The sequence below is a fragment of the Streptomyces sp. B15 genome (assembly GCF_018070605.1).
GTDB lineage: Bacteria > Actinomycetota > Actinomycetes > Streptomycetales > Streptomycetaceae > Streptomyces > Streptomyces smyrnaeus.
In genome coordinates, this window is the sequence record NZ_JAGPXJ010000024.1 from 1 (window position 1) to 14,938 (window position 14,938).

15 protein-coding genes are annotated in these 14,938 nt (G+C 72.7%); 5 read left to right on the forward strand and 10 right to left on the reverse strand.

Going from position 1 to position 14,938, the window contains the following annotated elements; genetic code table 11:
• Together KBY19_RS13730 and KBY19_RS13735 are read right to left on the reverse strand one after the other, a co-directional pair.
• Positions 1-622, reverse strand: a 622-nt coding sequence (locus tag KBY19_RS13730) for an alpha/beta hydrolase (RefSeq protein ID WP_210965852.1), incomplete at its 3' end; no start/stop codon positions are given.
• Positions 619-1,173, reverse strand: a complete 555-nt coding sequence (locus KBY19_RS13735) for a quercetin 2,3-dioxygenase (protein ID WP_210965853.1) — start codon at positions 1,171-1,173, stop codon at positions 619-621. The genes KBY19_RS13730 and KBY19_RS13735, both read right to left, overlap by 4 nt.
• A 125-nt stretch (positions 1,174-1,298) precedes the next feature.
• On the opposite strand from KBY19_RS13735, the gene KBY19_RS13740 reads away from it, so the two are divergent.
• Positions 1,299-2,558, forward strand: a complete 1,260-nt coding sequence (locus KBY19_RS13740; RefSeq protein WP_210965854.1) for a S9 family peptidase — start codon at positions 1,299-1,301, stop codon at positions 2,556-2,558.
• Positions 2,559-2,564: 6 nt separating this feature from the next.
• On the opposite strand, the gene KBY19_RS13745 is transcribed toward KBY19_RS13740, so the two are convergent.
• Both KBY19_RS13745 and KBY19_RS13750 read right to left on the reverse strand, forming a co-directional pair.
• Positions 2,565-3,989, reverse strand: a complete 1,425-nt coding sequence (locus tag KBY19_RS13745; RefSeq protein WP_099883577.1) for a metallophosphoesterase — start codon at positions 3,987-3,989, stop codon at positions 2,565-2,567.
• Positions 3,990-4,043: 54 nt separating this feature from the next.
• Positions 4,044-4,283 carry an SCO4848 family membrane protein gene (locus tag KBY19_RS13750; protein WP_099886732.1) on the reverse strand — a complete coding sequence of 80 codons (240 nt, stop codon included), beginning with the start codon at positions 4,281-4,283 and terminating at the stop codon, positions 4,044-4,046.
• Positions 4,284-4,700: 417 nt separating this feature from the next.
• Between KBY19_RS13750 and KBY19_RS13755 the strand changes: the two genes are divergently transcribed.
• Complete coding sequence (locus tag KBY19_RS13755; RefSeq protein WP_307842674.1) at positions 4,701-5,906, forward strand: D-alanyl-D-alanine carboxypeptidase; 1,206 nt, start codon at positions 4,701-4,703, stop codon at positions 5,904-5,906.
• On the opposite strand, the gene KBY19_RS13760 is transcribed toward KBY19_RS13755, so the two are convergent.
• The 3 genes from KBY19_RS13760 to trpS form a co-directional block, all read right to left on the reverse strand.
• The gene (locus KBY19_RS13760; RefSeq protein ID WP_210965855.1) at positions 5,812-6,888 is read right to left on the reverse strand and encodes a YihY/virulence factor BrkB family protein; all 1,077 of its coding nucleotides are present in this window, start codon (positions 6,886-6,888) and stop codon (positions 5,812-5,814) included. The genes KBY19_RS13755 and KBY19_RS13760 overlap by 95 nt on opposite strands.
• 85 nt (positions 6,889-6,973) lie before the next feature.
• Entirely contained in the window at positions 6,974-7,672 is a 699-nt protein-coding gene (locus KBY19_RS13765; RefSeq protein WP_210957159.1) for a 2'-5' RNA ligase family protein, read from the reverse strand.
• Positions 7,673-7,683: 11 nt separating this feature from the next.
• On the reverse strand, positions 7,684-8,697 hold the full coding sequence (trpS, locus tag KBY19_RS13770; protein ID WP_099883574.1) for a tryptophan--tRNA ligase: 1,014 nt from the start codon (positions 8,695-8,697) through the stop codon (positions 7,684-7,686).
• 226 nt (positions 8,698-8,923) lie between these two features.
• Between trpS and rocD the strand changes: the two genes are divergently transcribed.
• Positions 8,924-10,159 carry an ornithine--oxo-acid transaminase gene (rocD, locus tag KBY19_RS13775; RefSeq protein ID WP_210965856.1) on the forward strand — a complete coding sequence of 412 codons (1,236 nt, stop codon included), beginning with the start codon at positions 8,924-8,926 and terminating at the stop codon, positions 10,157-10,159.
• Positions 10,160-10,180: 21 nt separating this feature from the next.
• On the opposite strand, the gene KBY19_RS13780 is transcribed toward rocD, so the two are convergent.
• The 3 genes from KBY19_RS13780 to KBY19_RS13790 form a co-directional block, all read right to left on the reverse strand.
• Complete coding sequence (locus KBY19_RS13780; RefSeq protein ID WP_210965857.1) at positions 10,181-10,426, reverse strand: hypothetical protein; 246 nt, start codon at positions 10,424-10,426, stop codon at positions 10,181-10,183.
• A 126-nt stretch (positions 10,427-10,552) separates the two neighbouring features.
• Positions 10,553-11,986 (reverse strand): cytosine permease, encoded by a 1,434-nt coding sequence (locus KBY19_RS13785; protein WP_099883571.1) that lies wholly within the window; start codon positions 11,984-11,986, stop codon positions 10,553-10,555.
• Positions 11,987-12,063: 77 nt separating this feature from the next.
• Complete coding sequence (locus KBY19_RS13790; RefSeq protein WP_210965858.1) at positions 12,064-13,668, reverse strand: PLP-dependent aminotransferase family protein; 1,605 nt, start codon at positions 13,666-13,668, stop codon at positions 12,064-12,066.
• Between the two features lie 46 nt (positions 13,669-13,714).
• Between KBY19_RS13790 and KBY19_RS13795 the strand changes: the two genes are divergently transcribed.
• Together KBY19_RS13795 and KBY19_RS13800 are read left to right on the forward strand one after the other, a co-directional pair.
• Positions 13,715-14,194, forward strand: coding sequence for a carboxymuconolactone decarboxylase family protein (locus KBY19_RS13795; protein WP_185017945.1), 480 nt, complete (start codon positions 13,715-13,717; stop codon positions 14,192-14,194).
• The gene (locus KBY19_RS13800) at positions 14,191-14,934 is read left to right on the forward strand and encodes an isocitrate lyase/phosphoenolpyruvate mutase family protein (RefSeq protein ID WP_185017944.1); all 744 of its coding nucleotides are present in this window, start codon (positions 14,191-14,193) and stop codon (positions 14,932-14,934) included. Before KBY19_RS13795 ends, KBY19_RS13800 begins: the two co-directional genes overlap by 4 nt.
• The last annotated feature ends 4 nt before the right edge of the window (positions 14,935-14,938 follow it).

A 14,938-nucleotide genomic window follows, 5' to 3' on the forward strand; every position in this document is an offset into this window, starting at 1 on the left:
CGATCTGACCCCCCCACGGGGCGGCACCCAGCAGGAGCGCTTCGGGGGTGGAGGCGTCGTCGGGCCGGAAGCCGCCCCGTGGGGTGGTCAGATCGCTGGGGCCGTACCAGCTGACGGCGCCCGCCAGCGGCGGCTCGGGGTGCGTCAGGGCCAGCAGGGCGGCCAGATGTCCGCCCGCGGACTCGCCCCAGGCCACCGTGCGGCGGGTGTCGATGCCGAGCTCCGCCGAGCGCAGCGCGAGCCAGCGCAGCGCGGCTCGCAGATCGTCCAGCGGGGCGGGGAAGGTGGCCTCGCCGCTGAGGCGGTAGTCGACGCAGGCGACCGCGAGGCCCGCGGCGGCGAGGCGGGTGAAGGGGCCCGGGTCCCAGTCGCGGGTGCGCATTCCCATGTCGTCGCGGCGGCCCCGGCGCCAGGCCCCGCCGTGGATGTACAGCACCAGGGGCGCCGGTCCTTCGGGCAGCCACAGGTCGAGTTCGAGGGGGCGGCTGCCCTCGGGGACGGCGTAGGGCACGCCGCGCAGCAGCCGGACGCCGGGCGCCGGCCCGGCCGCGGGCGGGAGCGGCGCCTGGTCGGGGTGCGGTGCGGGGAGCTGCTTGAGCAGGTCCGGGTCCGGAAGGGTCACCGCTTCCTCCACTGGTGGTCGGGCAGAAAGCGTACGTCGTACTGGTCGGGCACGGTGGCGAACTTGTGCGGGGTGGGAACGACGGGCCGGGTGGGCAGGCCGTGCTGGTCGGTGGGTTCGCCGAGGGTTTCGAAGAACCGCTCGAAGGTGCCGCGGGCCCCGGCGACACCGACGACGACGCTGTGGTGGCGTTCCATGCGGTAGGCGTGCGGACAGTTCTTGGGGACGAAGCCGAAGTCTCCCGGGGTGAGGAGCTTCTCCTGCTGCTCGCCCTCGGTGTCCTCGACGAACAGCCGGACAGCGCCGTGGGTGACGTAGAAGACCTCGTGGGTGTCGGGGTGGAGGTGGGCGGGGATGATGTCGCCCTTGGGGCCTTCGACGGTGAAGAAGTTGAAGGTGTTCCCGGTCTGTTCGGCCCCCGCGTAGACGGTGATCAGATCACCGAAGAGGTGGGCGCGGTCGCCCTCGCCCTTCTCGATGACGTAGGGCTTCGCGGGGTCGGCCGGGATGCGGGAGGCCCGCCGGTGGCGGGTGGCGTATTCGATGGTCACGCTGGCTCCGGGTCCACTCGTCATGTCACTCGTTATGTCAGGCGGCCTGACATGCTACGCCCGGTGATACCCCCGGCCGGTCCCCTGGTGGAGGGCCGCGGCGCCGGGTGCGTATCGTGCGGCCGATGGGACGGATGCGGAGCGTACGGACGGCAACGGCGACCCTCGCCCTGACACTCGCCGCGGCGGGCTGCGCGGGCGACGACGCGGGCGCGGGCGGCCCCGCCGAGCCCTCCGGGCAGCACGGGGTGCACTTCGAGACCGGCCGCTCGACCGCTTCGGCGGACACGCCGGTGCGCGTACGGCTCAAGGGGCTCGCACCCCGCGCAAAGGTCCGGATCACCGCGCAGGCCAAGGACCGGCACGGCGCGCGCTGGACGGCCGACGTGTCGCGTACGGCCGACACCAAGGGCACGGTCGAACTCGGCGACAAGGACAGCACCCGGCTGCTAGGAAGCATGCTGCCCACCGGCGGGCGCGCGAAGAAGCTGATCGGCAGCGGCAAGGCGTTCTCGTACCACCCCGGCCCGCCCGGACAGCAGCGGTCCTACACACTGCGGATCAGCGCCACCGCGCTGTCGGGCAAGGACAAGGGCGAGCGGGTCGCCCGCCGCGATCTGGTCAGGCAGTGGCTGGTCGACGGCGCGACGCACCGCGAGCTCACCGTCGCCAAGGACAAGGTGGCGGGCGATCTGTACCTGCCGCCGAAGGGCGGCGACCAGAAGGCTCCCGTACTGGTGTTCGGCGGCTCGGAGGGCGGCAACGCCGGTACGTACACGGCGGCCCTGCTCGCCTCGCACGGCCACCCGGCCCTGTCCTTGTGCTACTTCCGGTGCGGCAAGGACTCCGGGCGCCCGAACGGGATCGACTCCATCGACCTGGACTACTTCACCCTGGCCGGAAAGCTGCTCCGCGAACAGGAGGGCGCCGAACCCGACCGGCTGGCCGTCATGGGCAACTCACGCGGCAGCGAGGCCGCACAGCTGCTCGGACAGCGCCGCCCGTCCGTCTTCCGCGACGTCATCGCGTACGCGCCGTCCTCGAAGGTCAACGGCCCCTATCTGAGCGGCACGACGGCCTGGACCGACCACGGCGAGCCGGTCCCCACCGGCCCCATCCCGCTGAACCACGTGCGCGGCACGGTGCTCGCCGTCGCGGGCGGCAACGACAAGATGTGGGGCTCGGCGGCCTCGGCCAAGGACATGGCCCGGCACGGCGCCAAGACGCTGGTGTACCCGGACGCCGGGCACCATGTGAACTGGTTCCCGCTCGGCCAGCCCGGCCAGGAGGGTGGCCGCGACGGCACCGTGACCAGCACCTCGCAGGCCGACCAGGCCGCCCGCGCCGACTCCTGGCCGAAGGTCCTGCGACTGCTGGAGGACTGACGGCCGCTACGCCTTCCTCGCGGCCAGGGTCACGACGGTGATGTCCGACTCCGCGCCCACCCGGACGGGCGGGCCCCAGGCGCCGGCGCCCCGGGTGACGTACAACTGGGTGTCCCCATAGCGTTCGAGCCCGGCGACCGTGGGGTTGGCCAGGGCCGCGAGGTAGTTGCCGGGCCACAGCTGGCCGCCGTGGGTGTGACCGGAGAGCTGGAGGTCGACATCGTGGTCCACCGACTCATGGATCTGCACCGGCTGATGCGCCATCAGCACGCAGGCGCGTGACGCGTCCCGGTCGCCCAGCGCCTTGTCGTAGTCGGGCCCCTCGCCCTGCTCCTCGCCCGCGAGATCGTTGACCCCGGCGAGGTCGAAGCCCGGCAGCTCCCGCCGGGTGTTCTCCATCGGATGGACGTTCAGCTCGCGCAGATGGTCGATCCACTCGCGGGCGTCGCCGAAGTACTCGTGGTTACCGGTCACGAAGAACGAGCCGTGCCGCGAGCGCAGCGCCCGCAGCGGCTCCGCAGCGGGACCGAGATCGGCGACGCTGCCGTCGACCAGGTCGCCGACTATCGTCACCAGATCCGGCTGCGTCCCGTTGATGGTGTCGACGATCCGCTGGGTGTGGGCACGCCCCAGGATCGGCCCCAGGTGGATGTCGCTGACGACGGCGATGCGGTAGCCGTGCGCACGGCGGTCCAGCTTGGTCAGCGGGACGGTGAGGTGCTTGAGCGTCGGCCCGTTCAGCACGCTGTACGCCCCGGCCGCCGTTGTACCCAGGCCGACCGCCGCCGCGGTACCGGCGAGGGTGCGGGCCAGGAAGACCCGCCGGGTGGGGACGGCGGCGGAGAGGGGGACGGAAGGCTCGGTGGACGCTGCCGACCCGGTGGGCTGCTCGGCCGCATCGGGCCGCTGCCCGGCGGCTGCGTCCGGATGCTGCCCGGTCGGCGTCCCCGCACCACCGCCCGCGCCGCCTCCCGGGAGGCCGCCCGGCACCCCCACCGGCTCCGCCACGGCAGGCTCCGGCTCCGCCGCCACGGACGCGGCTCCCGCCGCTTCCGCCGCCGGCGAGGCCTCCTCCCCCGGTTCCGCCGCGAGGGACCGGGCCTGCCGCCTGCTCCCCCAGGGCGTGCGCCGCAGCACGAACCGCAGCAGCTCGCCGACGAGCAGCGCCAGCGTCAGATAGAGCAGGCAGGCCAGCCACAGATAGCCCGGCCAGGCCAGCACGCGCTCCACCGCGAAGGGCGCGCCCGCACGTCCGGACAGCAGCGCGCCGAACATGGTGACGGGCAGCAGCACCGCCAGCACCGTGCCCGCACGGCGCCACCAGCCTCCCGGCACCGACACGTCGCGCACGAAGCGCCGCCACAGATAGAAGTGCACGCCGACCAGCAGGCTCAGCACCACGAGTGCGATCAGTACGAATACAGCGACCATGAAGGCCGTCCCTCCCCCTCGCTCTCCCCCGCTCCCGGACCGTCCCGCGCTGTCTCAGGTGCGCCGGGCAGCCCGCAGACCGCGCAGACCGAGCAGACCGATCGCCGTCCCCAGCAGGAAGGAGGTGATCGCCAGCAGCAGGTGGACCCAAAAATAACCCGTCGGGTCACCGGCGTCGTCGAAAGCCAGCCCGCTGCTGTCCTTCCAGAGGTTCTTCACGAACGTGATCCACACGAACCAGGACCAGACCCCGAAGGCCAGCAGGAACCACGAGGTACGCCGGGAGAGCACCAGCCCCGCCCGCCGCCCCGCCGGGGCTGCCGCCTCCGGCTCGGATTCGGTGGTGGGGGTTGCGGTGGAGGTGTCGCGCATGATGTCCAGTATGGCCGCCGCGCCGGGGGCCGCGGCCGGGAGGGGGCCCGACGGCGGTGGGCCGCCCCGCCGACCGGCGGGTCCCGAAGCCGGCACCCGGCGGGGGGCCGGCCACCCCGCCACCCCCATCGGGCTATCGCACTGGGCGAGTTGGGCTACGGGAATCCGCACATGGAGGGGCTCGACATCCCCAACGAGCCGAAGGGCCTGTACGTTCGCAGGGTGCCCATTTCTTCGCATTATTCAGACCACGTCGCGCGCGCGTACCCGCGCAGCGCCTCGCACAAGCGCCGCGCGACCACGCTCGGTGGTCTCGCCTCCACCGCGCTCGTCCTCTCCCTGCTGACCGCGACGGGAGCCCAGCCCGCGACCGCCGACGACAACAAGCCGGGCGGCAAGCAGGCCGAGCCGAAGCCGCCCGCGCAGATGTCCACCATCGGTGGCGAGCAGCTCGGCCGCCCCGGCACCCAGGTGAATCCGAAGAAGGGCGCCCCCGAGCTGCCCACCAAGCTGTCCGGGCGCTCATGGATCGTCACGGACGCGGAGTCGGGCAAGGTGCTGGCCTCGCACAACGCGCACTGGCGGCTGCCGCCGGCCAGCACCCTGAAGATGCTCTTCGCCGACACGGTGCTGCCCAAGCTGCCCAAGGACCGCACCCACAAGGTGGTCCCCTCCGATCTGGAGGGGATGGGCTCGGGCAGCAGCCTCGTCGGCGTCAAGGAGGGCGAGACGTACTCGGTGCACGACCTGTGGCTCGGTGTCTTCCTGCGCTCGGGCAACGACGCGGTGCACGTCCTGGCGGCCATGAACGGCGGCAAGGAAAAGACGGTCAGGGAGATGAACGAGCGGGCCCGCACCCTGCACGCCAACGACACCAAGGTGGTCAGCCCGGACGGCTACGACCACGAGGGCCAGGTCTCCTCGGCGTACGACCTGACGCTGTTCGCCCGGTCAGGACTGCAGAACAAGGACTTCCGCGAGTACGCGGCCACCGCCACCGCCAAGTTCCCCGGCGAGACGAAGAAGGACAAGAAGACCGGCAAGACCAAACGGGAGAGCTTCCAGATCCAGAACACCAACCGGCTGCTGACCGGTGACGGCGGCGTCGAACCGTACCCCGGCATCGCGGGCGTCAAGAACGGCTTCACGACCAACGCGGGCAACACCTTCACCGGCGTCGCCCAGCGCGGTGACCGGGTGCTGCTGGTGACGGTCATGCACCCGGGGGCCAAGGAGGCACACAGCGTCTACAAGGAGGCCGCCAAGCTGCTGGACTGGGGCTTCGCCGCGGACGGCAAGGTGGAGCCGGTCGGTGAGCTGGCGGCACCGGGCAACGCCGCGGCCGGTGGGGGCGCTCCCGCGGGCAAGGGCGGCGAGGCGGGCGGCTCGGGCACCCACGCGGCGGCGCACACCAGCAAGCCCTCGGGCGGTGCGGGGACGGCGCTGGGGATCACGGCCGGTGTTCTGGTCGCCCTGGCTCTGGTGGCGTACGGGGTGCACCGTCGCTGGCCTCTTCCGGAGCTGGCCCGTCGCCGTCGCCGGTGACGTCCTCGCCGTCGCCGGAGGCGGTGACGCCCGCGCCGTCGCCGGTCGACTCCTTGTCGTCACCGCCCAGGGCGAGGTCCTGGACGGGCTGCTGGGCTTCCGGGCCCTCGCCGGGCGCGGGGGCCGTGGCCGTCCAGGCGGCGCAGTAGAGGAGCAGCTTGGTCATGAAGCTGATCCACAGCAGCAGTGCGATGGGCACACCGAAGGCGCCGTAGACGTTCTTGGCGGCGACCTGCTGAAGGTAGCCGCCGAGCAGCAGCTTCAGCAGTTCGAAGCCGACGGCCCCCTGGAGCGCTGCCGCCAGGGTCGCGCGGCGCGGCGGCCGCACCCGGGGCAGCAGGGTGAGGACGTACCACAGCAGCACGAAATCGGCGGCCACGGCGGCGGTGTAGGCGGCGGTGCGCAGCAGCACCGTGCCCACACCGCCCTCGGCCGATCCGAGCTGCTCGGCGACCCAGGTGACGGCCGTCACGGCGAAGGTCGAACCGCCGAAGGAGATCAGCCCGACGACGCCGAGGCCCAGCAGGATGCCCACGTCGACGGCGCGCCGGACGACGAGGTTGCCGGGGTCCTCCTCCAGGTCCCACACGGCGCGCAGGCTCTCGCGCAGGGTGCCGACCCAGCGTCCGCCGGTGAGCAGCAGCAGCCCGCCCGCGATACCGCCGACCGTGCCCGCGTTGTCCACCAGCGACTGGAGTTCGAGCTGGTCGGAGATGCCGGGCACCTGCTCGGTGAGGGTGTCCTGGAGCCGGTCCATCTGGTCGTGGGAGAGCAGCGCGGCGGCGACGGCGGCGCCCACGGCCAACATCGGGAACAGCGCCAGGAAGCTGGTGAAGGTGATGGCCGCGGCCAGCCGCGTCCACTTGCGGTCGTCCAGATGCTCGTAGATCCGCCAGATCCGCGTGGTGCGGAGCCGGGCGAGCACGGTGCGCGACCGTGCCACCAGCGGACCCACGAGCGGCAGCTTCCTCAGTCTTTCCACACCAGCCACCTGCCCAGCGCAGCGATCTCCAGCCGTCACCGGACGTTACCGCCCGCGGCGGGGCGCTACCGGTTCCGCCGTCGGGTCAGAGCGTGGCGGGCGGGCGCAGCGCCGAGCGCCGCTGGTGCTGCGGGCGGCACGGGGCGGCCGGGACGGTGACCTCGAAGGGCGGCGCGGTGGCCGGACCCGACGGGTGGCCGGCGCCGGCCCCCGTCCCGGGGCCGGGGACCGGACCGGGACCCGGGCTGGGGCTCTGGGCGAAGGGGAACTCCCGCTTCAGCCGCCACACCTGGTCACCGCCCTGCTCGTAGAGGGCGAACCCGGTGGCCGTCCAGGCGCACTCGAAATCGGACAGCTCCTCGTAGGCGCGGTCCATGGCCGGCTCGGGGATGCCGTGCGCGACCGTCACATGCGGGTGGTAGGGGAAGGCAAGCTCACGGGAGAGGGGGCCCTCCGGAGCGCGCACCCGCTCCTGCAGCCGGGAGCAGGCCGTGGCACCCTCCACCACCTGGACGAACACCACCGGCGACAGCGGCCGGAAAGTGCCCGTACCCGACAGCCGCACCGGGAAGGCGCGCCCGGCCAGGGCCACGCCCGCCAGATGTGCCTCGATCGCCGGCCGATTCCCGACAGGCACCTCGGTGGGCGGCAGCAGCGTGATGTGGGTGGGGATGCCATGGGCGGCGGCGTCGCCGAAGGAGGCCCGCCGCTCCTGGAGCAGTGTGCCGTACGGCTCCGGGACGGCGAGCGATACGCCGAGGGTGACGGTCGCTCCCGCGCCCATAGGTTCTCCCTTCACCGCCTGCCGGGCACAAGGCCCACCTTGTCGTACACGGTCCGCAGCGTCTCGCTCGCCACGGCCCTGGCCTTCTCGGCGCCGTCGAACAGGATCTTGTCCAGCGCCGCCGGGTCGTCCATGAACTCCCGCGTCCGGTCACGGTAGGGCGTCACCCAGTCCGTGACGATCTCGGCGAGATCCGTCTTCAGCGCACCGTAGCCCTTGCCCGCGTACTTATCTTCCAGTTCCTGGATTCCGGCACCGGTGAGTGTCGAGTAGATCGTCAGCAGGTTGCTGATGCCGGGCTTCTTGTCCCGGTCGAACCGGATGACGGTGTCGGTGTCGGTGACCGCGCTCTTGATCTTCTTCGCGGTGGTCTTCGGCTCGTCCAGCAGCTCGATGATCCCCTTGGGCGCCGAGGCGGACTTGCTCATCTTGACCGCCGGGTCCTGGAGGTCGTAGATCTTCGCCGTCTCCTGGGGGATGTACGCGTCCGGGACGGGGAACGTGGCGCCGTACCGCCCGTTGAACCGCTCGGCGATGGTGCGGGTCAGCTCCAGGTGCTGGCGCTGGTCCTCACCGACCGGGACCTGGTGCGCCCGGTAGACCAGGATGTCGGCGACCATCAGCGCCGGGTAGGTGAACAGCCCGACACTGGTGTGATCGGTGCCCTGCTTGGCGGACTTGTCCTTGAACTGCGTCATCCGGGCCGCCTCACCGAACCCGGTGAGGCACTCCACGATCCAGCTCAGCTGGGTGTGCTCGGGCACATGGCTCTGCAGGAAGAGCGTGCAGCGCTCCGGGTCGAGACCGGCGGCCAGCAGCTGGGCGGCTGCCATCCGCGAGTTGTTGCGCAGCTCGGCCGGGTCCTTCGGGATCGTCATGGCGTGCAGGTCGACGACCATGTAGAAGGCGTCGTGGGTCTCCTGGAGCGCTACCCACTGGCGCACCGCACCGAGGTAATTACCGAGGTGGAACGACCCGGCGGTGGGCTGGATCCCGGACAGCACACGAGGACGATCATTGACCATGCGGCCATTCTCTCAGGTGTCCGGACCGGCCTGCCCCCCAGTTCCGGGTGAGCTGGGGCACGGGGCCCGGCCCATGGGAGCACACGGCACGGGCAGGGGGCGCAGGGGGGCGGCCGGGCTCCTGCGCACCCGCCGGGCAGGGGAGACGCGAGCGCCGACAGAAGATAGAAAAGGTGCGGCCCCACCGGGCAGGCACGCCGGTATGTACAGAGGAACGGAGACGACGATGTCCACCCTCTCGAGCCCCTCCAGCGCCGCAGGCGCTCCGAGCGCCCGGAGCATCGCCACAGCGGAAGCTCACAGCGCGCACAACTACCACCCGCTCCCCGTCGTCATCGCCACGGCGGACGGCGCGTGGGTGACCGACGTCGAGGGGCACCGCTATCTCGACATGCTGGCCGGTTACTCGGCCCTGAACTTCGGCCACCGCAACCCGCGCCTCATCGAGGCCGCCAAGGCCCAGCTCGACCGGGTCACCCTCACCTCCCGCGCCTTCCACCACGACCGCTTCGCGGACTTCGCGGCACAGCTCGCCGAGCTGTGCGGCATGGAGATGGTGCTGCCGATGAACACCGGCGCCGAGGCTGTGGAGACGGCCGTCAAGACGGCGCGCAAGTGGGGCTACCGCGTCAAGGGCGTGCCCGACGGACAGGCGAAGATCATCGTCGCGGACAACAACTTCCACGGCCGTACGACGACGATCATCAGCTTCTCCACCGACGAGGAGGCACGCGCCGACCACGGTCCGTACACGCCGGGCTTCGAGATCGTCCCGTACGGCGACCTCGCGGCGCTGGAGGCGGCCGTCGACGAGCACACCGTCGCCGTCCTCCTCGAACCCGTCCAGGGCGAGGCGGGCGTCCTGGTGCCCCCGCCCGGCTATCTGGCCGGCGTCCGCGAGCTGACCCGCTCGCGCGGGGTGCTCTTCATCGCCGACGAGATCCAGTCGGGCCTCGGCCGCACCGGTGCCACCTTCGCCTGCGACCAGGAGGGCGTCACCCCCGACATGTACGTCCTCGGCAAGGCCCTGGGCGGCGGCGTGGTGCCCGTCTCCGCCGTCGTCTCCTCCCGCGAGGTGCTGGGCGTCCACCGCCCCGGCGAACACGGCTCCACCTTCGGCGGCAACCCACTGGCCTGCGCGGTCGCTCTCGAAGTCCTCGACATGCTGCGCAGCGGCGAATACCAGAAGCGCGCCGAGGAGCTCGGCGAACATCTGCACCGGGAGCTGAACCTGCTCCCCTCCGGCGCGGTCCGCGAGGTCCGCGGCCGGGGCCTGTGGGCCGGCGTCGACATCGACCCCTCCCACGGCACCGGCCGCCAGATCTCCGAACAGCTCATGTCCCGCGGCGTCCTGGTCAAGGACACCCACGGCTCCACCATCCGCCTCGCCCCACCCCTGGTCATCTCCAAGGAGGACCTGGACTGGGGCCTGGACCAACTCCGCACCACCCTGGCGGGCTGACCCCCGACCCCGGCCCACCCCTCACACTCCAGGCGCCGCCTCCCTCGCAGGGGGGGCGGCGCCTGCGGCGGGGTCGGCCGGAATCGCCTCGCACTCCCGCAACACCCGTGCCGCCTCGGCGAGATGCCGGTTCTCGATCCCGTCGGCCAACGCGGAGACCATCCCGTCCTCCGCGCCGGGCGCCAGGTGGCATGGCTTCCCGGTCTCCGACGTCCACGGCAGCAGCCGGAGGTCTTCATCGAAGAGGGGTTCGTGATCCTGGGTCATGCTGTGCTCCGTTCCACCACTCGACCCATGCTCGTCGGGACAGGAGGCGCAGCGCGACGACACCGAGGGCGTCCGAGCGGGGTCACCCAAAGGCGTCAAACCGGTGTCATCAGCGACGCGTTGGTTCTAGCGTGGGTGAGAGGCTGATTCCTGCGCCTGGACGGTGCGGCGCTGGGTTGCCAGCGTCAGGACGAAGGTGAGGGCGAGGGCCGCGAGGAGGCCCAGGTTGGCGCCTGCCCAGGTGCCGGTCCGGCCGCCCAGGCCGAGGGGCCCCAGCAGATAGCCCTGCCAGTCGAGCCAGGCCGCGCCGCTGTTGGTGACCAGGCCCCAGCCGAGGGCGGTGGCGCCCGCCAGGAGGGCGACGGGGAGCGGGCGGACGTCGCCGTAGCGGCCGCGGGTACGGAAGAGGTCGGCGTCGTCGAACGGGCGGGCGCGCAGCGCCGTGTCGGCCAGCATCACGCCGCACCAGGCGGCGATGGGCACGCCCAGTGTCGTCAGGAAGGCCATGAAGGTGCCGAGGAAGTCGTCGGCGAAGAAGACGAGGGAGACGGTGCCGGCCACCATCAGGACACCGTCGATCGCGGCGGCGGCGTAGCGCGGCACGCGCACCCCCATGGCGAGCAGCGCCAGCCCCGAGGAGTAGATGTCGAGCACCGCGCCGCCCACCAGTCCGAGCACCGCGACCAGTGTGAACGGCAGGAGGAACCACAGCGGCAGAAGGGTGGTGAGCGCGCCGATGGGGTCGGCGGCCACCGCCTCGTTCAGGCGCGGGGAGGAGCCGGCCAGCAGCAGGCCGAAGACGAACAGCAGCAGCGGCGCCAGGGAGCCGCCGAGCGTGGTCCACAGGGCCACGCTCGCGCCGCGCGTGCGGCGGGGCAGATAGCGGGAGTAGTCGGCAGCGGCGTTCACCCAGCCCAGACCGAACCCGGTCATCACGAACACCAGGGCGCCGAGCATCTGCTGTGCCGAGCCGTCGGGTTGGGCTGTCACCCGCGCCCAGTGGATCTCGTCGGCCACCAGGGCCATGTAGCCGAGGGTCAGTACGGCGGTCACCACGGTGATGGCCGTCTGGAGCCGCATGATGAGGTCGAAGCCGGCGATCCCGGCGGCCACCGTCAGCGCGGAGACCACCACCAGGGCCGCCACTTTCGTGCCCGTACCGCCACCCCAGCCCAGCCGGTCGAGGACGGTGGCGGTGGCCAGGGTCGCGAGGGTCACCAGGACGGTCTCCCAGCCGACGGTCAGCACCCAGGAGACGGCGGACGGCAGCCGGTTGCCGCGTACGCCGAACGCGGCCCGGCTCAGCACCATCGTCGGCGCCGAGCCGCGCTTGCCGGCGACCGCTATCAGTCCGCACAGCAGGAAGGAGACGGTGATGCCGACCACGCCTGCCAGCAGCGCCTGCCGGAAGGACAGGCCGAAGCCCAGCGCGAACGAGCCGTAGCTGAGCCCGAGTACGGAGACGTTCGACCCGAACCACGGCCAGAACAGCTGCGCTGGTCGGCCCTTGCGCTCGGCCTCCGCGATGACGTTGAGGCCGTTCTCCTCGACTGCCGGCATGATGCCGCACCCCCGATTCCGTCGGCGGGGTCCTCGTCCCCGCGCCGATTCAAGATCGGGGCCGGTGGGCCGGGCCGTCAAGACCCGCCGGGGCGGCAGGTCGCGAGTGCCCCGCACAGGGCGTCCAAGGCCGCCGTGTAGGCGTGTTCGGGCGGGGTGCCGTAGCCGACGACCAAGGACGGTGGAGCGAGGGCGTCGCGGGGGGCGGTGGGGTGGTGGAAGCCGGAGAGGGAGTCCGAGGCGACGCCGGAGCGGTCGAGGGCGCGCAGGGCGGCGGCTTCGGTGACGCCGGGCGGGAGGCGGAGGACGGCGTGGAGGCCGGCGGCGATGCCGGTGGCGTGCGCTTCGGGGACGTGGGCGGCCAGCTGTTCGACCAGCCGGTCACGGCGGCGCCGGTACCGCTGCCGCATGGTCCGCACGTGGCGGTCGTAGGCGCCGCGTTCCAGGAAGTCGGCGAGAGTGAGCTGGTCGAGGGCGCCGGTGGTCCACTCGGCGGGGGTCTTGGCCGCCAGGACCGGCTCGACCAGATGGTCGGGCAGCACCATCCACGCCAGGCGCAGTGCGGGGGCCAGCGCCTTGCTGGCGGTGCCGAGGTAGACGATGCGCTCGGGGTCGAGCCCTTGCAGGGCGCCTACGGGGTTTCTGTCGTAGCGAAACTCCCCGTCGTAGTCGTCTTCCAGGACCAGCCCGCCTCTTCGCCCCGCCCAGTCGACGACGGCCGCCCTGCGGTCGGGGTGCAGTGGTACGCCCAGCGGGTACTGGTGCGCGGGGGTGAGCAGCACGGCCCGTACGTCGGCGAAGTCCCGTCCGCTGTCCAGCAGTTGCGTGCGGGCGCCGTGTGCGTCCACGGGGAGCGGGCGGGTGCGGGCCGGTGGCGTGTCCAGCAGCTCGCGGTGGAAGGGCAGACCGTGCTCCTCCACGGCGATCTCCCCGGCCACCACCCGGGCCAGCAGCGCGACGCCCTGTGCGAACCCGGCGCAGACGACGATGCGCTCGGGATCCGCTCGCACGCCGCGGGCCCGGGCCAGATAGCCGGCCAGGGCCTGCCGCAGCTCGGCGGCGCCGCGCAGGTCGCCGTGCGAGAAGGCGCGGGCCGGTGCGGCGGTGAGCGCGCGGCGGGCCGAGGCCAGCCAGGCGGAGCGGGGGAACGCCGAGACGTCCGGGGCACCGGTTCGCAGATCGTGCGGGGGCCGGTACTGCCGGCGCTGGTCGGGGGAGAACGGCAGCCGGGCGGGCCGCCCGGTGCGGGAGCGGTGCTCGGTGCGGGAGGCGTGCTCGGTTCCGGAGGGACGCTCGGTGCGGGAGGCATGCTCGGTTCCGGAGGGACGCTCGGTGCGGGAGGGCGGGCCCGGGCGGCTCGGGGCCGCCGGCTCGGCCCGGTCGGCCACCCGGGTGCCGGAGCCCTGCCGCGCGGTCAGCCAGCCTTCCGCAACGAGCTCGCCGTAGGCGCCGGCCACGGTGTTGCGGGCCAGGCCGAGGTCGGCGGCGAGGGTGCGGGAGGAGGGCAGCCGGGTGCCGGGAGCCAGCCGGCCGGTACGGACGGCGTCGCGGAGGGCGGCGAGCAGGGCCGCGCGGGGGCGGGGCGCGCCGGGTCCGGGGGACGGCGTCAGGTCGAGGTGGAGGTCGCTGCCACTGTCGGGCCGTTGCCCGCGCCGCTCGGAATTGGCCCATGAATCTGCCATGGAAGTGGACCATACGCGTGCGCCACTCCGGAATAGGCTCGGGGCCATGACGACAACACCGCGTATGAACATCTGGCAGGTCTCCCCCGAGATGATGAAGGGCATGTTCGCCTTCCAGCAGGCCGCCTCGGCGGCGGGGCTCGACCCGGTCGTCGGTGAACTGGTCAAGATCCGGGCCTCCCAGGTCAACCGCTGCGCCTACTGCCTGGACATGCACTTGGCCGACGCCCGCAAGAACGGCGAGTCCCAGCTGCGGCTCGACCTGCTCGCCGCCTGGGCGGAGGCCGGCGACCTGTTCACCGAGCGGGAACAGGCCGCGCTGGCGCTGACCGAGGCCGTCACCGAGCTGACGGACGGGTTCGTGCCCGACGAGGTGTACGAGCGGGCAGCCAAGCACTTCGACGAGAGCGAACTGGCGGCGCTGATCGGCCAGATCGTGGCCATCAACTCCTGGAACCGGTTCAACGTGACGGTGCGGGGCCTTCCGCAGAGCCTGCAGGCCGACAAGGCGGACTCCGCCCGATGACCGCGCGAGGTGCCGCCGCCCGGTTCCGCGAGCTGCACCGGGCCGGGGAGCCGGGCGAGGCACTGGTGCTGCCCGGCGCCTGGGACCCGGCGGCGGCCCGGATCTTCGCCCAGGCAGGGTTCGCCGCGCTGGCGACCCCGAGCGCGGGGATCGCCGCATCGCTCGGCCACCGGGACGGGGAGTGCCCCGCCGACGAGATGTTCGCCGCCGTCGCCCGGATCGTGCGCGCCGTGGAGATCCCGGTGAGCGCCGACATCGAGCGGGGGTACGGGCTGCCGCCGGCCGAGATCGCCGCGCGGCTGCGGACGGCGGGTGCGGTCGGCTGCAACCTGGAGGACTCGGTGGCCGGCGAGCTGGTGGCGGCCGAGGTCCAGGCCGCGTTCCTGGCCGCCGTACGGGAGGCGGCGGGGCCGCAGCTGTTCGTGAACGCGCGGGTGGACGTCCATCTGCGGGGCTCGGGCCAGCCGGGCGCCGAGCTGCTCGACGAAGCGCTGGCGCGGGGCCGGGCCTACGTCGAGGCGGGCGCGGACGGGGTGTATCCGATCGGTGCGCCCCTCGCCGATCTGGCCGTGCTGGCACGCGAGTTGCCGGTGCCCGTCAACGGGCTGGCGAGGCAGGACGGGCCCTCCGTCGCCGAGCTGGCGGCGGCCGGTTGCCGACGGGTCACCTTCGGCGGCGGGCTCGCGGCCCGCGCCTACGAGGGCGTCCGGGCACTGGCGGAGCAGCTGCGCGCGGGCTGAGGGC